At 60.3% G+C, this 21,201-nt stretch carries 13 protein-coding genes; 5 read left to right on the top strand and 8 right to left on the bottom strand.

What is annotated here, in order from left to right; all coding sequences use genetic code 11:
- Positions 1 to 4: 4 nt before the first annotated feature.
- The 8 genes from AB4P90_RS29125 to aspA all read right to left on the bottom strand — a co-directional run bounded on the left by AB4P90_RS29125 (position 5) and on the right by aspA (position 17,132).
- Positions 5 to 4,627: a dermonecrotic toxin domain-containing protein gene (locus tag AB4P90_RS29125; RefSeq protein ID WP_395605556.1), complete on the bottom strand. Its 4,623-nt coding sequence runs from the start codon at positions 4,625 to 4,627 to the stop codon at positions 5 to 7.
- 152 nt (positions 4,628 to 4,779) lie between these two features.
- Positions 4,780 to 9,378, bottom strand: coding sequence for a dermonecrotic toxin domain-containing protein (locus tag AB4P90_RS29120; RefSeq protein ID WP_395605555.1), 4,599 nt, complete (start codon positions 9,376 to 9,378; stop codon positions 4,780 to 4,782).
- 139 nt (positions 9,379 to 9,517) lie between these two features.
- Positions 9,518 to 10,609, bottom strand: coding sequence for a polyamine ABC transporter substrate-binding protein (locus AB4P90_RS29115; RefSeq protein ID WP_019818144.1), 1,092 nt, complete (start codon positions 10,607 to 10,609; stop codon positions 9,518 to 9,520).
- On the bottom strand, positions 10,606 to 11,640 hold the full coding sequence (locus AB4P90_RS29110) for a histone deacetylase family protein (protein ID WP_020302826.1): 1,035 nt from the start codon (positions 11,638 to 11,640) through the stop codon (positions 10,606 to 10,608). Before AB4P90_RS29110 ends, AB4P90_RS29115 begins: the two co-directional genes overlap by 4 nt.
- A 132-nt stretch (positions 11,641 to 11,772) precedes the next feature.
- On the bottom strand, positions 11,773 to 12,765 hold the full coding sequence (locus AB4P90_RS29105; RefSeq protein ID WP_014720537.1) for an AraC family transcriptional regulator: 993 nt from the start codon (positions 12,763 to 12,765) through the stop codon (positions 11,773 to 11,775).
- Between the two features lie 50 nt (positions 12,766 to 12,815).
- Complete coding sequence (locus tag AB4P90_RS29100) at positions 12,816 to 13,793, bottom strand: asparaginase (protein ID WP_014720536.1); 978 nt, start codon at positions 13,791 to 13,793, stop codon at positions 12,816 to 12,818.
- 76 nt (positions 13,794 to 13,869) lie between these two features.
- The gene (locus AB4P90_RS29095) at positions 13,870 to 15,315 is read right to left on the bottom strand and encodes a sodium:alanine symporter family protein (protein WP_019818140.1); all 1,446 of its coding nucleotides are present in this window, start codon (positions 15,313 to 15,315) and stop codon (positions 13,870 to 13,872) included.
- 392 nt (positions 15,316 to 15,707) lie between these two features.
- On the bottom strand, positions 15,708 to 17,132 hold the full coding sequence (aspA, locus tag AB4P90_RS29090) for an aspartate ammonia-lyase (RefSeq protein ID WP_003195657.1): 1,425 nt from the start codon (positions 17,130 to 17,132) through the stop codon (positions 15,708 to 15,710).
- A 181-nt stretch (positions 17,133 to 17,313) separates the two neighbouring features.
- Between aspA and AB4P90_RS29085 the strand changes: the two genes are divergently transcribed.
- From AB4P90_RS29085 to AB4P90_RS29065, 5 genes are all read left to right on the top strand, one after another.
- Positions 17,314 to 18,222 (top strand): LysR substrate-binding domain-containing protein, encoded by a 909-nt coding sequence (locus tag AB4P90_RS29085; RefSeq protein WP_014720521.1) that lies wholly within the window; start codon positions 17,314 to 17,316, stop codon positions 18,220 to 18,222.
- A gap of 331 nt (positions 18,223 to 18,553) precedes the next feature.
- Positions 18,554 to 19,045 carry a 5-(carboxyamino)imidazole ribonucleotide mutase gene (gene purE, locus AB4P90_RS29080; protein WP_003195648.1) on the top strand — a complete coding sequence of 164 codons (492 nt, stop codon included), beginning with the start codon at positions 18,554 to 18,556 and terminating at the stop codon, positions 19,043 to 19,045.
- A gap of 11 nt (positions 19,046 to 19,056) precedes the next feature.
- Positions 19,057 to 20,142, top strand: a complete 1,086-nt coding sequence (locus AB4P90_RS29075) for a 5-(carboxyamino)imidazole ribonucleotide synthase (RefSeq protein ID WP_395605554.1) — start codon at positions 19,057 to 19,059, stop codon at positions 20,140 to 20,142.
- A 105-nt stretch (positions 20,143 to 20,247) separates the two neighbouring features.
- Positions 20,248 to 20,493, top strand: coding sequence for a GlsB/YeaQ/YmgE family stress response membrane protein (locus tag AB4P90_RS29070; protein WP_005792540.1), 246 nt, complete (start codon positions 20,248 to 20,250; stop codon positions 20,491 to 20,493).
- Between the two features lie 77 nt (positions 20,494 to 20,570).
- Entirely contained in the window at positions 20,571 to 21,107 is a 537-nt protein-coding gene (locus AB4P90_RS29065) for a DUF3299 domain-containing protein (RefSeq protein ID WP_014720519.1), read from the top strand.
- Positions 21,108 to 21,201: the final 94 nt, after the last annotated feature.

The raw sequence follows: 21,201 nt of genomic DNA, 5'->3' as shown, positions 1-21,201 counted from the left end.
CCGATCAGTTCTTGAAGAACAGCGACTTGGCCAGTTGCTCACCGATACTGCGGCGGTGGATTTCTATGATGTCCCAGTCACTGGGCCCGGTACGTTGGTGGGCGCCGCCGAGCCGATGTTGTTCGCGGGTCTTGAGATGATCCTTGGTGAAATTCTCCAATGCAGCGTTCTTGGTTTCATAGTGAAAGTGCGCGTACCACAGCGCCGTGCCATTCTCGTTATCGCGAATCTCGTACTCGTCCAGAAAGTCCTTTCTGGGCCCCTTGAGGGCACGCCGAGTGATGACCTTGACGATGGTGATCAGCCCCTGGCTGTGCAGCCAGTTCACCCGTTCCGCGGTTGGGGGCTGGCGCTTGATCATGTCGATGTAGGTTTCTTTGCCCTGCCGATAGAAACGTTGTGCCGCGTCTTTGAGATGACGATTGGTCACAGCAGCGGAGGTATGTTCGCTTTCTGTGAGATTGCGCTGGGTCAGCGCTTCTTCGATGTTCTTTGACGCGTCTTCCAGCGTCTTCGCATAGTCATCGAACATATCTTGAATGTCTTGCGGAGCATGCCAGGGCTTTGTTGAGAAACCCTTGTATTTGCGAATTTCGGCGTGTTCGCCCTCCAATAGCGTTTGCCCAGCGTTGATGCTGGTGTCCAGGTCCACCGAAACAGGCACGGGTGGGTGCAGCGCAGTTTTGTGCCGTGTGACCCACACCCCTGGCGACTTTTCATGGAATGTGGCGATCACCTTGCCGGTCATGCCGGCCCTGACGTCTACCAGGGAACTGTCGGTTTCACGCGGTTCACCCATTACCAAGCCGTGATGGCGTGTTTTGATTACTTTGCGCCGCGGGCGGGGCTCGGTCTTCGAGCTGCCGGGCTTGGGCTCCAGGGCTTTCTTCGTTCGCAGCAATTGCGCCAGGTCGTGCACGGCCCGTTGGCTGAACTCGCCAATCTGTTGGCGGAAACTTTCCAGGCGGCTTTTGTGCAAGTGTTGTGGGTAATCGGCGTGAAGATCGAGCAGGCGCTGGTCGGCAGTGGAAAATTGCTCTACCAGGCTGTTGAGTACATCGATGCGCTCATCCAGCGATGCGCCATTACCGCGTTCCACAATCTCATTGAAACTCTCGACGTTCAGTTCGGCGCTATCGACGATCTGGCCCATCCGCTCGCGCAGCGTGGCGGGGATCTGGCGTTGCTCTTCATCGATACACAAGTAGCGGCCCAGGATGATCTCCAGGGATTTGAGTTCAGTGAGGGTCAGCTGTGGCAACTCCCCGATGGTTTTACGAATGACGGCTGCACCCTCATCTCCCAATGCTCTGAGATCGTTGAAACGGTCGTTGATGAACTGCAGGCGCTTGATGATTGCCTGGTTCAGGGTGGACAGGTCTTGGGCGCTGCGAGCCTGGTTTTTATAGTCGATGTCCACCTCGGCGTCGAGGATTGGGGACGACGACTTCAGGGCCTCCCTATAACTCACCACTTGTTGCTCCAAAGCGATCTGAGTCAGTTGCAATTGCTGTTTCAGGTAACCGCTCATAGTGCTCTTGTAGGTGGGCACCGTGTCGATGATGCTCAAGGACTTCAGTTGGCTGATCGCTTCGTCATACGCCGCCAGCCGGCTGTCGACTTTACCGATGAACGTTGTACGCCGAAGGTCCGTGGATGGGCCAGGGGCAGCGTCCAGCGCAGGCTTTGCCTCAAGCACGTCCAGCTGTTGGCGGGCGGCGACCGCGTCGAAGGCGTTGAGTTGAGTCATAAGTGCCGCAATGCGCGCCGGCTGATCGATCTTGACCGCACGCCGCCGGTTTCGAAGACCGCCGCCGCGTAGCCGCAAACGGACATCGACAAACCATTGCCCCGCGAGGTTGCCGATCAGCGGTGGGCCGGTACGCGAAGGTTCCTTCGGGTCGATGATGACGACGCTGTCGTTGTCATCCACCGTGACCTCGAACCAACGCTCGCTGACCGGTGCGTACCACTTATCTGCAAGCGGATAGAGATTGAGATGGTGACCGGGGTTTTTATTTTGTTCACCGAGTTTTTCGGGCTTGGCGACCTTGAAGCTGTCGAGCGTCTTGGCCAGTCCGAGGCGGCTGTGACTGAGGGCTCCGCGAGTGTGCACGGGGCCTTGATGCTTGGCTGAAAGTTGGCTGTCGGAAATAGTGGCCTGTTGGACTGAAGTAAATGTCTTCTCGGTAACGGACGGCCTGCCTACCGTTTCAATCGTCGTTTTCGTGGGTTCAGTGCCGACCCTGGGGGAAGCGGATCGCTTGGACGCTCGAGGGTGGCGCAGGGCGATGTGCAGCGTTAGGGCCATGCCGAGGTTGAGGAAGACATCCACCAACGCTGTCCAGGAGGCGGGCTGGTCACTCTTGTTCACGGCCTCCTCAGCGGCCTGCAGGTCGTCCATGATTTGCCAGACCCAAGCGGCGATGCCAAGGGTGCGGCCCAGGAAGGGCAGGGCGGCGTTGAAAATTTGCCAGCCGGCCTGTCGAAAGGTCGCCCAGCGTTTCTGTACGTTGGACACCGACTGGCGTGTCGCCAACTCGACCATGGCATTGGCGTTGGCCTTGAACAGCGTGGCAAAAATGTCATTGCCCATTTCTTCATCGCTCAACGTCACCGGGCCACTCATGTACAGCACGGTGAGCGGTTCGACCAGTGCGCGCACCACGGTCCAGGGCGAAGGAAGGGTGTCGGGGAAAACGTATTGGGCGTAGTTGAATCTTTGCGGTTCAGGTAGCCAGGCCAACACCGACTCGCGCAAGGAGCGCTCATGTTTGATGGCATAGAGCAGGTTTTGCCGCGACGCAAATTGCATCAGGGCCGGCTCCAGCAATGGCCGATAGAGTACGCAGGGACCGTTGCCGGAATGCTTCGGGCCAATCACGAACATATTGGTGACCACGTCTTGCTCAGGCCCGGGGCGCAGACTGGGCACGAAGGCCAGGCGGCGGATGACAATGGGGTGCCCGTCGACACGGCGCGCATGTTCATCGGGATGCATGACGGCGGCGACGTAGCGATAACCCAGCTCATCGAAGCCGCCCTGGCTGCGGATTTTCATCTGCAGGGCCAGCAACGGCAGTTGAATCTGCAGGTGGCGGATGTAGAGCTGTTGGCGGTGACTCGACTGGGTGGGGTCATCGAGCAGTTGCTGTTTGACCAGCGCGGGGTAGCGCTGACCGATGTCGATGTCCTCGATCACGTCTTTCAGGTAGCTGTAGGTCAGCCATGCGGGGGCGTCACCGCCCCTGCCGTTGTAGTGCACTGTCACGTTGCCGGTGGGCAGGCCGGTGAGGTTTTCCAAGGCTAGGTCGATCAGGCTGCGTCGTGTGGTGTCCACGGCTCCGGGGACGATAAACGTGCCCCACAGCACTGGGCTCTCGATAACGATTTCGATGTTATCCAGGTTCAGGCGCGCCCCCGCTTGGGGGGAGCGGATAAGGTTTTGCAGCTGTGTCCGGGCGTAGTCACGAATGGCTGGAATGCCGTCATGAAACGTTTCGCCGTGATAATGGCTGTGCAGTTGGGCCAGGTTGATCATATAGCGGCCGTAGGCGGCGATATCGGAGTCCGTTGCCGAAGCCAGCCAGTCTGGAAGTTGTCGGTGAATATCGCGGATATTCGACAGCTGGTGATCGCTCATTTCTTCGATACTGGGCACGATGCGGGCAACCGTGGTCGCGGGCACCTTTGCTTCGGCCAGGTTACCCAGGCCGGATTCGCCATAACTGCCTATGGCGTAGATTTGCAACGAGATCAGATTGCAGGCCAGCGTATCGAAGAAGTTGCCGTCGGGTTCATACAAGCGCCATTGCAAGGTGGCGTCCCTGGCGGGCGCACTCATTCGCGCAGGCAGCGCGGCACCCAATTGTGCCAGTGACTCGAACGTTTCATACCCGCTCACCAACGAGTGCGTCAGGATCATCGGGCGATTGGCGTGCTCGCCCACCAATACGGTGATATCCAAGAAGCTGGCATGGGTGGACCGGCCGGCTTCAAGAATGTCCACGTCGACCAGGTACGCGTGGGTCTTGTAAGGGTCTTTCAGCGAGCGTCTGGCCAGGTCGGGTTCCTGGAAAAATGCACGTGCCATCGCGCTTTCGTGCTCACTCAGGCCTTGCTCTTCGGTGATGTTCCACACCTTCCTCAGTGTGCTGGATAAGGATTGCCAGCGCGGACCGGTGGTGCCATTGGACGCGTTCCAGAAGTCCAGTTGCTGTTCCTGGAATGCAGTGAACAGCAGGTCGGATAGCTCGTTGATCAGGCGTGCGATGGCATCGATTTTCACTGCCAGATGCACAGGAATCAGAGCGTACGGCTGCAAGGTGAGGAAATGTTGGCCGTCGATATAGGTCACTCTCTCGCTGGACAGTGCCTGGCGGGCCAGCACTGAGGTGAGCGATTCGACAGTGGCCGGCGCACGCACGACGTCGTTGCCGACCACCACCCATTGAGGGCTGACGACCATGGCCAGGTCGGGTTCGATATCCAGCGTGGGATATAGCGCCTTGATGGCTGAGCGCAATGCCGTTGCGGCCACTTCGCGGATAGTGGGGCCACTGGTTAACTGGGTCAGCAGTTCATAGGTAGTAGGTGGACGGTGATTGTTGACAGTGTCATTGGGCATGCGCAGCTCCTTTGCATTCAATGGCCCGTACGGGCTTTAAGGAACGCGCAAGGTAGCGAGCGACGTTACCGCAGGGGTGGTAGATACGTCGCGCTGCGGCTGGCTGCGGTCATGAGTCGAGGGCGCGAACGCCCCCGCCTCAGGGGGGCGAGTCATTTCACCGTGAAAAACAACCGCCGGGCCTGGTCTAGATTGATTTCACTGAGATACACCGCGGTTTTCTGCTTCTCGCCAAGGCCGTTGAGGGTGTCGGACTCCGCGCCACGGGCGTGCTCCTGCGGGGTTTTCAGGCGCGCGCGCAGGAATGCCTTGGCGGGCACCCAGTCGGTTGAGTAATGAAAGTGGGCATACCACAGCACGCTATGGTCTTCGCGGTTGTGGATGGTGTACTCGTCCAGATAGTCCTTCTCCGGACCTTTGAGCCGTCGCCGCGTGACGGTTTTCTTGATGACGACCTCTTGGTTTTTCAGCAGCCATTCCAGAGCATGCACGGTGGGTGGATGCTTTTTGAACAACAACGACTTGTAGCGTGAAGCCTCCTTGTAGAGGGCTTGGGCCGCCTCGTTGAGCTTCCTGTCCACAAGCGCAGCCGAGTCCTTGTGGCTCTCGGTTGCGTTGCCTTGGGTGAGGGCCTCTTTAATATTCGAAGACGCCTGTTCCAGCGCCAATGCGTGCTGGTGAAACAACGTTTCTATGCCGATGGCCGTGCGCTCCGGCTTGGCCGCTTGTTCGGCGGTCCGCTGCTTGAAAGTCTCCAGTGCGTCCAACAGGTCCTGTGCCTGTTTGATGCGGGTGGCAACGTCCACGACAACACTGGGTTGTGTTTCGGCGGGCGTTACGCGCTGTACCCAGACGCCTGCGGGCTTTTCGTGGAAGGTCGCCATGATGTCCTGAGTCAGTGGAGATCTGATATCTACCAGACCGGTTTCCTCGCCTGTTGCTGACAGGCGTGGGTCACCGACCAGCACACCGTTGTAACGCGTATAAATGACTTTTTTCCTGGCTTTAGGCGGGGTCGGCGGCGGAGTTGGCCGGTTTCTGATGGCGTCCCGGTCACTGTGCAGCAGCTCCAGGTGGCCAACGGTTTCGTTGTAGAAGCTGCGGATTTTTTCACGCAGGCGCGTAAGGGGGGTGGTCAGTGCAACGTTGGTAAATTCCGCTGGAAAGTCCTGCAGGCGTTCATCAAGGACATTGAACTGTTCGACCAGGCTGCCCACGGTTTCGATGCGTTCGTCCAGACGCGACTCGCTGCGTTCGAACAGGGTTTCACGCAAGGTCTGAATCGACAGATTGGCGCTGTCGACAATACGGTCGATGGCGTTCCAGGCATCCGGAGCCGTGGTCATGCTGTTTTCGTCCACGCACAGATTGCGCGCCAGGGCCACTTGCAGGAACCTGAGGTCGCGGGCCGTGTAAATCGGCAAGCTTTTGCGGTGTTGGCAGATAGCCTTGAAGCCGGATCGCCCCATCGTTCTAAGTTGAGCGAACCGCGACTCTGTGTAGTTCAGGCGTGCGATCATGTCCTGGCTCATCTCGGTCAAGGTTTGGGCGTCCTCGATATGACGCTCCTCGGGATGGCTGGCCTGGCGCTCAATCTGGTCCAGCACGGTTTTAAGCTTCGGTGTGAACGTGACTTGAGCTTCGCGTATACCGGTTTCCGTCAGGTCCAACTGGGCGCCGACGTAGCGCACGACTTGCTCTTGATAATTCGCAGTCGGGGCAAACACATTCAAGATCTTGAGTTGTTGCAGCGCCGTTTCGTAGTTATTTCGCTGGGCCTCGAGCTTTTGCAGGTAGATCTCACGGCGGGCATCGGCCGAAGTGCTGGCCTGGGGGTCCTCCATCTCAGCGCGGGCCGCCTGTATCTCCAATTGCGTGGCGCTCTTGTCTCGCTCAAATTCTGACAATCGCCGCTGGGCTTCCACTGTCTTGACGTCCGCTTCGGATTTGGACCTTTGCTGTTGTTTTTTCGGGCCGCCGCCGCGCAGACGCAGACGCGTGTCGATGAACCATTGGCCCTGGGCGTTGTGAATCAACGTCGGGCCTGTGCGCTCCGGTTGCTTGGGGTCGATGATGACCACTGTTTCATCGTCATCGGTGTTCACCTCAAACCAGCGCTCCCCCACGGGGGCGTAGTAGCGCTGTGCATGCCGGAATAGGTGCTGGTGCTGGCCTGCCGCGCTTTCAGCGGGGCCCAGGCCGTCGGGCTTATTGATTTTGAAGCTGTCGAGCAGGGTGGCAAGTTCGCCAGGGGCGCGCTTGATTGCGCCACTGATGTGCAAGTGAGGTGAATGTTTGGACGCCAACGCCTGGGTCAGGGACGGCTGTTGTTTGACGGTGACGTCCGTGGCGCTTGTCGGCTGCGGCAGGGTTGGCTGGGCCTTACGTGGGTAGCCTGGACGGTGGCTGCGGCTGGCGACATGCAGGGTGATGGCCATGCCAAGGTTGAGCAGGACATCGCTGAGCGCCGACCACTCGGCTTGCTGCTCACCGTGCTCCTGGGCCTCGATAAAGTTCTGCAGTTGATCGACCACCTGCCAGATCCACACCGCCGTGCCCACGGTACGACCGAGAAAGGGCAGCACGGCGTTGAATATCAGCCAGCCGGCTTGCTTGAACGTGGCCCAACGGTTTTCGGCATTGGAAACCGATTGCCGATCCGACAGTTCGATCAAGGCATTGGCGTTGGCTTTGAACAGAGTGGAAAATCGGTCGCCGTTAAGCACTTGTTCACCCAGCGCCATGGGGCCGCTCATGGTCCATAGTTTGTCAGGCTCGATCAGGTAATCGGCCACCTGCCAAGGCGTAGGCAGTGCGCCGGGGAATACGTAATTGGCGTAGTCGTTACGCACCGCATCCGGTAGCCAGGCCAGTACCGACTCGCGCAGGGTGCTCGATTGCGAAATCCCATAGATCAGATTGGCCGGAGTCGGGAACTGCATCAGGGGCGGTGTGAACATCGGTCGATACAACAGGCATGGGCCGGCCGTCAGGTCCTCGGGGCCGATCACGTACATGTTGGCAACGGTGTCCAATGTCGCTTCCGCGCGCCGCAGGGGCCGAAACGCCAATGGCCTGAGCACAATGGTTTGCCCGTCAACCTGGCGGTCAGTGGCCTCGTCTTGTAACACCGCCGCCACATAGCGGTAGCCTCGCTCGTCAATGCCTTCTTGCTGGCGAATCTTGGCTTGCAAGGCCTGCATAGGCAGTTGGATACGCAGGTGCTGGCTATAGAGGGTTTTACGGCGTAATGACTCCTGCGGGTCGTCCAGCAGTTTTTGTTTGATCAACGCGGGATAGGCACTGCCGATATCGGCATCGGTGACCAAGTCTACAAAATAGCCTGAGGTCATCCATCCAGGCAGGCTGAACCCCTTATCGATCTCGACAGATCGATTGCCGGTCGGCAGCGCAATCAGGTTTTGCAAGGCCAGTTCTACCACGCTCAAAGAGGTGGTTTCGAACTGACCCGGCACCACGAAGGTGCCCCAGATGACCGGGCTTTTCACCGTCAGGCGGATTTTATCCAAGGGAACGTTGGCGCTGGCAGGATGATCCTTGATCATTTGCGCCTTGATCACCTTCAACGCGTAAGCCTCGATGGAGGGAACGTCGTCGAGGTAAGAGCGGCCGGCGTTCTGGTTGTGCAGGGCGGCGAGGTCCTTCAAGTGCCGGGCAAAGAAGTTCTGGTCGGCGACGGACGCCTTCGTCAGCCAGTCGGGCAACTGGTTCTGATACCAGGCAAGCCCTGGGCCCTTTTCAGGGGCAAGCGGGGCGATGGCTGGCGGCGTGCCGAGGACGACATCGGCGTTATGGGTCTGGCGCAGGTCCGAGAAGTCGATTGCACCCACGGCCTCGACCAGCACGGACACCATTGCGCAGGCCTGATGATCAAAAAAGTCGCCATCAGGCTCGAACAGCCGCCAATGAATTTCCTGGTTCGAAGCAGAGGCTGGCAGGTGCAACGACAATGAATTGCCCAGGTGCTCCAGCGAAGAAAATTTTTCATAGCCCTTGAGCAGTGAATACATGAGGATCGAACGCTGCCCTTCATGTTCGCCGAGCAGTACCGCGATCACCACTTCATTCTGGTGCGTCACGTGGTCAGCGTCGACGCGGTCGATATCGATCAGGCAGGCCTTGAGGTTGTAAGGGTATTTGCCCTTCCTGTCGGCTTTATCGGGGTGGGTGAACAGGGTGCGCGCCATGGCGCACTCGGTGGCGCTCCAGTCGTCTGCGGTCTCGACATTCCAGACTGCCCGCAACATGCTCGACAACTCGTGCCAATGGGGGCCGCTGCCGTTGGTTTGATTCCAGTAGGCGACCAACTGTTGCTGGAAGGCCCGCAGCATGACAGGAGCCAGCAGGTTGAGGGTTTTGGCGATTTCACAGATACGCACGGGCAAGTGAACCGTCGGCTCGACGATCGGTTGCTGGGTGAGAAAGTGTTCGCCCTCGATGTACAGGGTCGGCACTGACAGAACTGCCTGTTGAGCGAGGATGTCGCTGAGTGCCTGATATTCCGTGGGCCCCGCGACAATCTCGTCGTCAATCAGTCGCCAGGTCGGCGTGCCGACCATGGCGATGTCCGGGTTGATATCCAGCGTCGGGTACTGTTCCCGAAGTGACTGGCGCAACAGAGCCGATGCGGTCTCCCTGAATGAAGGGCCGACATAGAGTTGGGTGAACAGCGCTGAGCGCTCATCCAGCCGTTTGGCGTTCGTGTGGTTATTTGCAGCGGGTGAGGTCATAGAGTGGCTTCCCTGTCTGACCGGTTGATGGAGATAGCCCGAGGTATAGGTTCGGAATTTCCATGCTAGGGCTCGGCCAGACAGGTAGGCGATGCTTACATAGGCCTGCTGTTAAATGCACGTACGCCAGTACAGCGCTTCACCTCCCGGACTTAATCTTGGTCCAGGCCCTTGTCCTGGCGCGTTCGGCTTTGCTGTCCAGGGGTTTGAGGGTGTAGAGCGTGGTCATGGCCGTGTCGGTCGGGTACAGGTTGGGGTTGTTGCGTATGGCCGGGTCGACCCGCTCGGTAGCGTCCTTGTTCGGGTTGGGATAACCGACAAAATCGCTGACCGGTGCGATGACGTCGGGTTGCAACAAATAGTTGATGAAGGTGTAGGCGTCGCCCGGATTTTTAGCGCCCTTGGGAATGGCGAGCATGTCGAACCAGATCGGCGCGCCTTCCTTGGGCAAGCGCATATCCACGGTCACGCCATTCTTGGCTTCCTTGGCGCGGTTGGCGGCCTGGGAAAAACTGCCGGAGTAGCCCACCGCCACGCAGATATCGCCATTGGCGATGTCCGCCATGTATTTGGAAGAGTGAAAGTAGGTGATGTACGGGCGGATCTTCATCAACAGCGCTTCGGCCTTGTCGTAGTCCTTGGGGTTGCTGCTGTTGGGGTCCAGGCCCAGGTGCTGCAACGCCAGGGGCAGGATCTCCGAGGGCGAGTCCAGCAGCGCGACGCCGCATTGCTTGAGCTTGCTGATGTTCTCTTCCTTGAAGATCAGGTCCCAGCTGTCCACGGGGGCGTTGTCGCCCAGGGCCGCCTTGACCTTGGCTGGGTTGAAGCCGATCAGGATGGTGCCGTACATGTAGGGCACGGCGTATTGATTGCCGGGGTCGTTGGCCTCGATCAGCTTCATCAGCTTGGGATCGAGGTGGTTCCAGTTGGGCAGTTGGCTGCGGTCCAGGGGCTGGAACACGCCGGCTTCGATCTGTTTGGCCAGGAACACGTTGGAGGGTACCACCACGTCATAGCCGGAGTTGCCGGTGAGCAGTTTGGCTTCCAGGGCTTCGTTGGTGTCGAAGATGTCGTACACCAGCTTGATCGACGGGTGCTGGGCCTTGAAGTCTTCCAGCGCCTTGGGCGTGATGTAGTCGAACCAGTTGTAGACCTTCAGGGTTTTTTCTTCGGCCTGGGCTGCGCCGCTGACAACCACGGCGCACAGGGCGAGCGACTTGAGTATGTTCATTGGGCTGCTTCCTCGAAACCTTCCAGCACGTTGACGGCGTTGATGCCGATTTCCTCCACCGCGTAGCCGCCTTCCATCACGAACAGCGTAGGCTTGCCCAGACGGGCAATGCGCGCGCCCATGGCCAGGTAGTCCGGGCTGTCGAGCTTGAACTGCGAGATAGGGTCGTCCTTGAACGTGTCCACGCCCAGGGACACCACGATGATATCGGCGGCGTAGCGCTCGATCTCGGCGCAGGCCTGTTCCAGCGCCGCGCTCCAGGCCTGCCAGCCGGACCCGGCCGGCAACGGATAGTTGAAGTTGAAACCAACGCCGGCGCCCTCGCCATGCTCATCGGCGTAGCCAAGGAAGAACGGAAATTCTGCCTCCGGATGGCCGTGAATCGAGGTGAACAGCACGTCGCTGCGCGCATAAAAAATCGACTGCGTGCCGTTACCGTGGTGGTAGTCCACGTCGAGGATCGCGACCTTTTTGCAGCCTTGATCAAGGAATGCCTGGGCTGCGATGGCCGCGTTGTTGAGGTAGCAATAACCTCCCATCAAATCGCTGGCGGCGTGATGCCCCGGCGGGCGGCACAGGGCGAAGGCACTGTGGGCGCCTTGCGCGATGGCGGCCTGCGCGGTAAGGGCCACTTGCGCCGCGCTGTAGGCCGCTTGCCAGGTGCCGGCGGTGATCGGCGCGCCACCATCGAAACTGTAATAGCCCAATTGGCCGTGCAGGCTGGTGGGAAGCACACGGCGCAACGTACGAGCGGGCCAGGTGTAGGGCAACAGGTCGCCGTCCTGGCCGTACTCGGTCCAGCGTTGCCAGGCGCCTTTGAAGAAGTCGAGATAGTCACGGCTGTGAATACGTTGCAGCGGCGCCAGGCCGAAGTCCTGAGGGGCCTGCACGGGGCCCAGTTCACGGTCCTTGACCCGTTGCAGCACGTGATCGGCACGCGAGGGCATTTCGAAGCAGGGCATCAGTTGCCCGTCCATCAGTTCACAGCGGCCATGGTGCAGGTGGTGATCGTCCGAGTAGATCGTCAGCATTTGTTGTTCTCCGCAGGCTGTATTCGTGAGTGCAGTCTTGCGGCGCACGCGCTTTATGAGAACGACAGGAGCGGCCAAAAGGAGATAAATATGGCCAAAGTGTGTGTCCGCAATTCGCCCCTTATTGGCGCGTCATGCTCGAAATTGGCTCGGCGTGACGCCGCTCCAGCGCACGAACGCATGCCTGAAGCTCGCCGTTTCGCTGAACCCCAGCGTCTCGGCAATCCGGTGGATCGGCCACAGGTCGTTAGCCAACAACTGTTTGGCGCGTTCGAAGCGCAGCTCATCGAGCAGTTCCTGATAGCTGCAACCCAGGTTGTGCAGGTGCCGGCGCAGGGTGCGCGCCGAACAGTTCATCTGCTGGGCCAGGCCATCGAGCCCAGGTGCGGCGTGCAATTGTGCAGCCAGCAACTGGCGGATTCGCCCCAGCCAGGCCTCGCGCCCGGTGAATTCGGTGTTCTGTTTGCGACAACGTTCGACCATGGCCTGGTGGGTGACCGCGTCGGCCAGGGGCAAAGGTTGGGCGAGCCAGCGTTTATCAAAGGCGAACGCGTTGGCTATAGCCTGAAACTGGAGCGGGCAGTCGAAGCTCTCGGCGTAGCGGGCCTGATAATCCGGCGCCTCGTGCTCGAACCGAGCGCCCAACAACGGCAGGGGATGGCCGAGCAGGTCGTCGCAAATGACCTTCAGTGATCCCAGGCACAGCTCGACATTGAAGGCAGTCAGTGCCGGGTTTTCGCGGTAGTCGCCGGCCGTGAACCAGATGCGTTCGCCGTCTTCGTCCAGGCTCAGTTCAAAGAGTGTTCCCAACAGCGCCGGATACCGCAGGGCCAGGCGCAAAGCGTCACCGAAAGTGGCACTGGTGAGCAGGGCATAGCCCAGTAGGCCGTACGAGGAAACATGCATACGCCGCCCAACGATCAAGCCGATATCACGCTGATGGGCCACGGCATTGGCGCACACTTGCATCTCCTGATGTGTGGCGATACGCGTGTCGGCGCGGCTCAAATCCGCCGCACAGATGCCGCTGCCGGCCAGCAATGCTTCATGGGGCAAGCCTTCGGCCTCGAAGGTACGCAGCACCAGGGACACGGCATTGAGGGTGGTGAGGTGGGAATGCAGCATGGGAACTTCCAGCCAGGGGATGGCTGGAAGTGGAGCAAGTTACATGCCGGTCAGCTCAGCTCGCCGCACAGGTCCAATTCCACCAGGCGGCGGATTTCTCCGCTGTCCAGCCCCGCGCCGATCAAGGCGTTGAGCTTGCCGAAGGCCGCTTCTCGGGTCATGCCGCCGCCGGACAGTACACCCACGCCGCGCAGGCGGCTGCCGGCTTCGTAGACATCCAGTTCCACGCCGCCTTCATGGCATTGGGTGATTGCAACCACTACCACCTCTTGATCCTGCGCACGTTGCAGGCTGGCGAGGAAGGCCGGATTGTCACTTGGCCCGGTGCCGCTGCCGAAGCATTCGAGTACCAATGCCTGGATGCCGCTGTCGATCAATGCATCCAGTTGCGCGGCAGCAATGCCCGGAACGAGCGGCAGGACGCCAACGTTGGCCGGGGCCTTGTCGTTGCGGTAGGCCAGCGCGGCGGGAAGCCTGTCTGCCAGGGCGACACCGCCGTTGCGCTGCAGTGCGGCAAACGGGTTGCGCCCAAAACTGCGAATCTTCGCGCAGCGAGTCGGCGCCATCAGCGCGCCGTGGAAGTACAGGTGCACACCCGGCTTCAGGCCTTCGCCCAAGGCCGTCAACGCACCGCTGACGTTTTCCCAGGCATCGCTGTCGGGCACACCGGCCGGCAGCATCGAACCGGTGAACACCACCGGCGCCGGGAGGCCCAGCAGCTGGAAGCTCATGGCCGCTGCGCTGTAGGCCAGGGTGTCGGTGCCGTGCAGGATCAGTACGGCATCGCAGCCGGCGTCTACCGCCTCGACCACGGCGCTGCGCAGGCGTTGCCAGTAGGCGGGGTTCATGTTGGCGCTGTCGATCAGTGGTGACATTTCCCGGAAGCGCCACGCGGGCAGGTCTGCGTCGGCAAACTGTTCTCGCATACGCACTTCAAAACCAGACGCGGGCGCCAGGCCATTGGCGCTGGCCTGCATGCCGATGGTGCCGCCGGTGTAGAGCACCATGACGTTGTTAGCTGATTGCATCGAAAATCTCCTGAACGAAAAACGCCGCCGGGCCCAGAGCATGCCCAAGGCCGGGCGGCGTGTCATCTAGCCGTGATTAACGTTGCGCTTGAGCGCTCAGTTCAGCTGCCGGAGCCGCCTCGGTTTTCACCGGGTTGGCTGGCCATGCCTTGCGGTCCAGGTCCAGGTCGGGGAACTGGCTGGAGTCGAACACCGGGGTCTTGATGCCCGCTGCGCGCTGGTTGTCGTAGTCATTGAGGATGCGCATGGCAATCTTGAACAGGAACGCCAGGGCAAACAGGTTGACGAACGCGAGCATGGTCATGGTGATGTCGGCGAAGGCGAACACGGTGCTCAGGTTCTCGATCGAGCCCCAGAAAATCAGCACCAGCACCAAGGCGCGATAGCCCATCAGCACCTTGCGGTTATTGCCGACCAGAAAGCGCAGGTTGCTCTCGCCCAGGTAGTAGTTGTACATGATCGAGGTGAACACGAACAACGCCAGGGCCACCGAGATGAACATGCGGCCCCAGTCACCCACCACCGCCGCCAGGGAGTTCTGGGTCAGGGCAATGCCGTCGCCTTCAAAGCCTGGGGTGTAGAAACCCGACAGCAGGATCAGCAACGCAGTACAGGTGCAGATCACGAAGGTGTCGAGGAACACGCTGAACGCTTGCACCACGCCTTGGGCGATAGGGTGTTCTACCGACGCCACTGCCGCCACGTTAGGCGCACTGCCCAAGCCTGCTTCGTTGGCGAACACGCCGCGTTTTACACCCATGATGATCGCGCTGCCCACCAGGCCACCGAAGGCTTGGTCGAGGCCGAACGCGCTCTTGACGATGGTCGCGAGCATGGCCGGTACGTGGTCGAATTGCAGCACGATCACGTACAGGGTCACGGCGATGTACACCAGAGTCTTGACCGGTACCAGCAGGTCGGCAATCGAGGCAATACGCTTGATCCCGCCAATGAACACCAGGCCCAGCAACACCGCCAGCGCCAGGCCGGTGTAGGTGGTGTCGAGGCCAAACGCGTTATTCAACGAGTGTGTTACAGCGTGGGCTTGCAGGCCATTGAAGGCAAAGCCGAAGGTCACCAGCAGCAGGAACGCCATGACCATCCCCAGCCAGCGTTTCTGCAGGCCGTGCTGGATGTAATACGCCGGGCCGCCACGGTAGGTGCCTTCAGCGTCGGTGCGCTTGTACAACTGGCCGAGGGAGCACTCGATAAAGCTCGAAGACATGCCCACCAGCGCGGTGACCCACATCCAGAACACGGCACCCGGGCCACCCAACGTCACGGCAATGCCGACTCCGGCGATGTTACCGGCACCCACTCGGCCGGCCAGGCTGAGCATCAGCGCCTGGAACGAGCTGAGTTGGCCGGCGCTGCTCTTGAGGCTGTCTTTAAACACCGAGAACATGTGGAAAAAGTGACGCAACTGCACGAAACGCGAGCGGATCGTGAAATAACCGCCGAGCCCGACTATGAGCACGATCAGTACTTTCCCTGAGAGGAAGTCGTTGATGACTTCGAGCATGGAGTGTTCCTCGCTGATTTTTCTAATGGCAAACGCAGGACGGTCCGACGCATCGCTCGGCACCAGGCAGTGCACGACGCTCGATCCCCATCCTTTTGCGGGTGTTGTTATTCATGCGCTTTCGCGTGGTTCCCGGGCCTCGTTACCGACAGCCGCAGACGCGAAGAGGGGCGGCACTATACCTAGGCGAGCGTGATCCGTCTGCACGGGGCGATTAAAGGTTTCAGCGCGGTCGCGCAAGGCGAGGAAGGTTTGCGGTGCGATATTAGATTTTTTATGGGCGTCATGGAGCAACCTCAAGGCAAAAAAAAGGGCCTGAAGAACGAGCCTTCAGGCCCTCAAAAGGTGAGAGGTGTCTAGTCCCTCAACCTGGTGAGCGGTGCAACAAACGCTTAGGCCTTCAGCGGGACCAAACGTGGGGCAATCATGTTTTCCGGGCGCAGGATGTCGTCGAGCATGGCGTCGTCGAGCAAGCCTTCTTCACGCACCAGTTCCAGCACGCCGCGCCCGCTTTCCAGAGCGATACGCGCAATGCGGGTGGCGTTTTCATAGCCGATGTACGGGTTCAGCGCGGTGACCAGGCCGATGGAGTGTTCCACCAGTTCGCGGCAGCGCGCTTCGTTGGCGGTGATGCCGACGATGCAGTGCTCGCGCAGCATGTCCATGGCGCGTTGCAGCAGGCGGATCGAGTCGAAGATCTTGAAGGCGATCAGCGGCTCCATCACGTTCAACTGCAGTTGGCCGCCTTCGGCTGCCATGGTCAGGGCCAGGTCGTTGCCGATGACCTGGAACGCTACCTGGTTGACCGCTTCCGGGATTACCGGGTTGACCTTGCCGGGCATGATCGAGCTGCCTGGCTGGCGAGCCGGCAGGTTGATCTCGTTGATGCCGGTGCGTGGGCCGCTGGACAGCAGGCGCAGGTCGTTGCAGATCTTCGACAGCTTCACGGCAGTACGCTTGAGCATGCCGGAGAACAGTACAAAGGCGCCCATGTCGGAGGTGGCTTCGATCAAGTCGGCCGCCGGTACCAGCGGCTGGCCGCTGATGGTGGCCAGGCGTTGTACGGCCAGGGCCTGGTAGCGTGGGTCGGCGTTGATGCCGGTACCGATGGCGGTGCCGCCCAGGTTCACTTCGGTCAGCAGCTCCGGTGCCAGGGTTTTCAGGCGGGCCAGGTCTTCACCCAAAGTAGTGGCGAAGGCGCGGAATTCCTGGCCGAGGGTCATCGGCACGGCGTCTTGCAACTGGGTGCGGCCCATTTTCAGCACATGGCTGAACTCGGCGCCTTTGGCGGCGAACGCCTGGATCAGGCTGTCGAGGCTGGCCAGCAGCGCGTCATGGCCCAACAGCAGACCCAGGCGGATCGCGGTCGGGTAGGCGTCGTTGGTCGACTGCGCCATGTTCACGTCGTTGTTGGGGTGCAGGTACTGGTATTCGCCTTTCTGGTGACCCATGGCCTCCAGCGCGATGTTGGCGATGACTTCGTTGGCATTCATGTTGGTTGAAGTGCCGGCGCCGCCTTGAATCATGTCCACCACGAACTCTTCGTGGAAATCGCCGCGGATCAGACGCGCACAGGCTTCGCTGATGGCAGCGTGCTTGGCTTCGCTGAGCTGGCCCAACTCGCGGTTGGCGTCAGCGGCCGCTTGCTTGACCATTGCCAGACCGACCACCAATTTCGGGTAATGCGAAATCGGAACGCCCGAGAGGCGGAAGTTATTCACCGCTCGCAGGGTCTGGATGCCGTAATACGCTTGAGCCGGTACTTCGAGTACGCCAAGCAGGTCTTTTTCGGTACGGAATGATGCAGCAGAGGACATGACGGAAATCATCTCAATATGGACCCGGAACTGGCCGGAACGCTGCGAATGCTAGGCTTGTAGAACTTTTTGGGCCAATGCTGTTAAACACTGGCCTATGCACAAACGGCATAATGTGGATGTGACCCGGTTATCTTGGCGGGCGTGTGTGCCAAAATGGTGCATTCCGTGGGAGGCAGTGATGAACCTTGAGAGCAAGTGGTTGGAAGACTTCAGCGCCCTGGCGGCGACGCGTAGTTTTTCCCAGGCGGCTGAGCGGCGCTTTGTCACCCAGCCGGCGTTCAGTCGGCGTATCCGCAGCCTGGAAGCCGCGTTGGGGCTGACGTTGGTCAACCGTTCACGCACGCCGGTGGAACTGACAGCGGCCGGGCAGTTGTTTCTGGTGACGGCGCGCACCGTGGTCGAACAGCTCGGTGAAGTACTGCGCCATTTGCATCACCTGGAAGGCGGGCAGGGCGAAGTCATGCAAGTGGCGGCCGCCCACTCCCTGGCCTTGGGGTTCTTCCCGCGCTGGATCGCGCAGTTGCGCAACGAGGGCTTGAATATCGCCACGCGGCTGGTGGCCACCAACGTCGGCGATGCCGTGCACGCCCTGCGCGAAGGCGGTTGCGACCTGATGCTGGCGTTCTACGACCCGGACGCGGCGATGCAAATGGACGCCGAGATTTTCCCGTCGCTGCACCTGGGCAACACTGAAATGCTCCCGGTGTGCGCCGCCGATGCCGACGGCAAGCCGCTGTTCGACCTGGAAGGCGAGGGCAGCGTGCCACTGCTGGCCTACAGCGCCGGCGCGTTCCTTGGCCGCTCGGTGAATTTGCTGCTGCGCCAGAGGGCTCTGCGCTTTACCACCATCTATGAAACCGCCATGGCCGACAGCCTCAAGAGCATGGCGCTCGAAGGCTTGGGAATCGCCTGGGTACCGCAGTTGAGCGTACGTGCAGAGTTGGCGCGCGGCGAACTGGTGGTGTGTGGCGGGCCGCAATGGCACGTGCCGCTGGAGATTCGTCTGTATCGCTGCGCGTTGGTGCGCAAGGCGAATGTGCGGTTGTTGTGGAGGAAGCTTGAAGGTGGGGCGGCGCAAAGCGCTTGAGCCCAGCGCAGAACACATGTGGGAGCTGGCTTGCCTGCGATAGCGGTGTGTCAGCCAACCTATTTTGCGCTGATCCACTGCTATCGCAGGCAAGCCAGCTCCCACAGGATTTCGTGGTGTTTTCGCTGACTCTTAAGTCAATAAAACCGCCACTTTGCGCCGCTAGACAGATGGTCATCCCAGGGGCTGTTTATCTGGATTATTACGGTATACTGCGCGGCCTTCGGCCGGTCCAACCGGCCTTAATTCGTACACCAAGCCACGCCGGTCTCCCGCGTGGCTTGTTGTTTTTTGACGCGCCTGCGGGCGCCCAGAGAGAAGAGGCACGACGATGAGTGCATTGGTTGGCGTGATCATGGGCTCCAAGTCCGATTGGTCCACCCTTAGCCACACCGCCGATATGCTGGAAAAACTCGGCATTCCGTACGAAGTGAAGGTGGTCTCCGCCCACCGCACCCCGGATTTGCTGTTCCAGTATGCCGATGAAGCAGAATCCCGTGGCATCGAGGTGATCATCGCCGGTGCCGGCGGCGCGGCGCACTTGCCTGGCATGTGCGCGGCCAAGACTCACCTGCCCGTGCTTGGCGTGCCGGTGCAGTCGTCGATGCTCTCGGGCGTGGATTCGCTGTTGTCCATCGTGCAGATGCCGGCTGGCATTCCGGTGGCAACCCTGGCGATCGGCAAGGCCGGCGCGATCAACGCAGCCTTGCTGTCCGCCAGCATCCTGGGCGCCAAGCACCCGCAGTTTCATGCGGTGCTGAAAAAATTCCGTGCTGAGCAGACAGACAGCGTGCTGGACAATCCAGACCCACGCATCGCCTGAGGTTGTTATTGATGAAAATCGGTGTAATCGGTGGCGGCCAACTGGGCCGCATGCTGGCTTTGGCGGGTACGCCGCTGGGGATGAACTTCGCTTTCCTGGACCCGGCGCCGGACGCCTGCGCTGCGGCCCTGGGTGAACACCTGCGCGCTGACTACAGCGACCCGGACCACCTGCGCCAACTGGCCGATGAAGTCGACCTGGTGACCTTCGAATTCGAAAGCGTCCCGGCCGAAACCGTGGCCTTCCTGTCGCAGTTCGTGCCGGTGTACCCGAGCGCCGAAGCCTTGCGCATCGCTCGCGACCGCTGGTTCGAAAAGAGCATGTTCAAGGACCTGGGCATTCCGACGCCGGCCTTCGCCGACATCCAGTCCCAGGCGGACCTGGACGCCGCGGTCGCCAGCATCGGCCTGCCGGCGGTGTTGAAAACCCGCACCCTGGGTTACGACGGCAAGGGTCAGAAAGTCCTGCGTACCGCGGCCGATGTGGTCGGCACTTTTGCCGAGCTGGGCAGCGTTGCCTGCCTGCTGGAAGGCTTCGTGCCGTTCACTGGCGAAGTCTCGCTGATTGCCGTACGCACCCGTGATGGCGAAACCCGCTTTTACCCGTTGGTGCACAACACTCACGTCAACGGCATCCTGAAAGTGTCGGTAGCCAGCACTGACCACCCGCTGCAGGCCCTGGCCGAAGACTATTCCAGCCGTGTGCTCAAGCAGCTGGATTATGTTGGCGTGATGGCGTTCGAGTTCTTTGAAGTCGACGGTGGCCTCAAGGCCAATGAAATCGCCCCGCGCGTTCACAACTCCGGACACTGGACCACTGAAGGCGCCGAGTGCAGCCAGTTCGAAAACCACCTGCGGGCGGTGGCGGGCTTGCCGTTGGGCTCCACGGCCAAGGTCGGCGAGAGCGCCATGCTCAACTTCATCGGCTCTGTACCGCCGGTGGAGCGTGTGATGGCGATCGACGATTGCCACGTGCATCACTACGGCAAGGCCTTCAAGGCCGGGCGCAAGGTCGGCCACGTCAACCTGCGTTGCAAGGATCGTGCGACGCTGCAGGCGCAGATCCTCAAGGTTGAAGCACTGATCGCCGAACAATAAGCCTGGCCACGGCGGGAACCATTGGGGTTCTGCGTCTCTCTGATTGCAGGATGCCAAAGCCTGACTAGGCTTTGGCATGACTCATACCAATCAGAGGGAAATGCCATGGGTATCATCGGAACCATCTTTATCGGCTTGATCGTCGGCCTTCTGGCGCGCTTCCTCAAGCCTGGCGACGACAGCATGGGCTGGATCATGACCATCCTGCTGGGTATCGCCGGTTCCCTGGCCGCGACCTACGGCGGTCAGGCCCTGGGGATCTACCAGGCAGGCCAGGGCGCAGGTTTCATCGGCGCGCTGGTGGGTGCCATCGTGTTGCTGGTGATCTACGGCCTGATCAAAAAGAAGTAATCAGCCGACAAAGTCCTCTGCGCTGCGCAGGCGCAGAGGGCTAGAATGCTCGGCACTTGTATTTGCCGAGCCTCTCCATGCGCCGTCTTCTGTTAACGCTTCTTCTGCTGGGCTCTGGCCTGGCGCACGCTGGCGAACTGCCGGAAACCGACTGGCTCGACCTGATGCCGCTGTCGGATCAGAAAGCTCTCGAAGCCATGCCCGAGATCGACCATAACTCTCCCGAAGCTCAAGGCACGTTCACCGAAAAGGGTGGCTTGAAGCAGAGCAAGGGCCTGCCTGCGGTGATGTATTCCACCAAGACCGTCGCAGCCATGAACGGCAAAAATATCCGCATTGGCGGCTATCCGGTGCCGCTTGAAACGGACGCCAAGGGCCGCAGCACATTGTTCTTCCTGGTGCCTTACCCGGGCGCCTGCATACACGTGCCACCACCGCCGCCTAATCAACTGGTGCTGGTGCGCTATCCCAAGGGGTTGAAGCTGGATGATATCTACACGCCGCTGTGGGTCACGGGCACGTTGAAGGTGGAGAAGGTCAATAACGACTTGGCGGATGCCGCGTATGCGCTGGAGGCCGGGAAGGTTCGGGTGGTGCAGGAGTCTGATCTCTAAAGCCCAAAGCATAACCCCTGTGGGAGCTGGCTTGCCTGCGATAACAGCGCCTCGGTGTTCCTGACACATCGAGTTGTCTGCATCGCAGGCAAGC

It is taken from the genome of Pseudomonas sp. B16120, from assembly GCF_044218845.1.
Classification (GTDB): Bacteria; Pseudomonadota; Gammaproteobacteria; order Pseudomonadales; family Pseudomonadaceae; genus Aquipseudomonas; species Aquipseudomonas paracarnis.
The sequence above is the reverse complement of the archived record's forward strand: the minus strand, read 5'-3'. Positions and strand labels throughout refer to the sequence as shown.

What these genes read in the sequence shown, in the direction of transcription:
- AB4P90_RS29125 (WP_395605556.1), bottom strand. Translation starts at nt 4,627, where the DNA reads ATGCCCAATGACACTGTCAACAATCACCGTCCACCTACTACCTATGAA.
- AB4P90_RS29120 (WP_395605555.1), bottom strand. Translation starts at nt 9,378, where the DNA reads ATGACCTCACCCGCTGCAAATAACCACACGAACGCCAAACGGCTGGAT.
- AB4P90_RS29115 (WP_019818144.1), bottom strand. Translation starts at nt 10,609, where the DNA reads ATGAACATACTCAAGTCGCTCGCCCTGTGCGCCGTGGTTGTCAGCGGC.
- AB4P90_RS29110 (WP_020302826.1), bottom strand. Translation starts at nt 11,640, where the DNA reads ATGCTGACGATCTACTCGGACGATCACCACCTGCACCATGGCCGCTGT.
- AB4P90_RS29105 (WP_014720537.1), bottom strand. Translation starts at nt 12,765, where the DNA reads ATGCTGCATTCCCACCTCACCACCCTCAATGCCGTGTCCCTGGTGCTG.
- AB4P90_RS29100 (WP_014720536.1), bottom strand. Translation starts at nt 13,793, where the DNA reads ATGCAATCAGCTAACAACGTCATGGTGCTCTACACCGGCGGCACCATC.
- AB4P90_RS29095 (WP_019818140.1), bottom strand. Translation starts at nt 15,315, where the DNA reads ATGCTCGAAGTCATCAACGACTTCCTCTCAGGGAAAGTACTGATCGTG.
- aspA (WP_003195657.1), bottom strand. Translation starts at nt 17,132, where the DNA reads ATGTCCTCTGCTGCATCATTCCGTACCGAAAAAGACCTGCTTGGCGTA.
- AB4P90_RS29085 (WP_014720521.1), top strand. Translation starts at nt 17,314, where the DNA reads ATGAACCTTGAGAGCAAGTGGTTGGAAGACTTCAGCGCCCTGGCGGCG.
- purE (WP_003195648.1), top strand. Translation starts at nt 18,554, where the DNA reads ATGAGTGCATTGGTTGGCGTGATCATGGGCTCCAAGTCCGATTGGTCC.
- AB4P90_RS29075 (WP_395605554.1), top strand. Translation starts at nt 19,057, where the DNA reads ATGAAAATCGGTGTAATCGGTGGCGGCCAACTGGGCCGCATGCTGGCT.
- AB4P90_RS29070 (WP_005792540.1), top strand. Translation starts at nt 20,248, where the DNA reads ATGGGTATCATCGGAACCATCTTTATCGGCTTGATCGTCGGCCTTCTG.
- AB4P90_RS29065 (WP_014720519.1), top strand. Translation starts at nt 20,571, where the DNA reads ATGCGCCGTCTTCTGTTAACGCTTCTTCTGCTGGGCTCTGGCCTGGCG.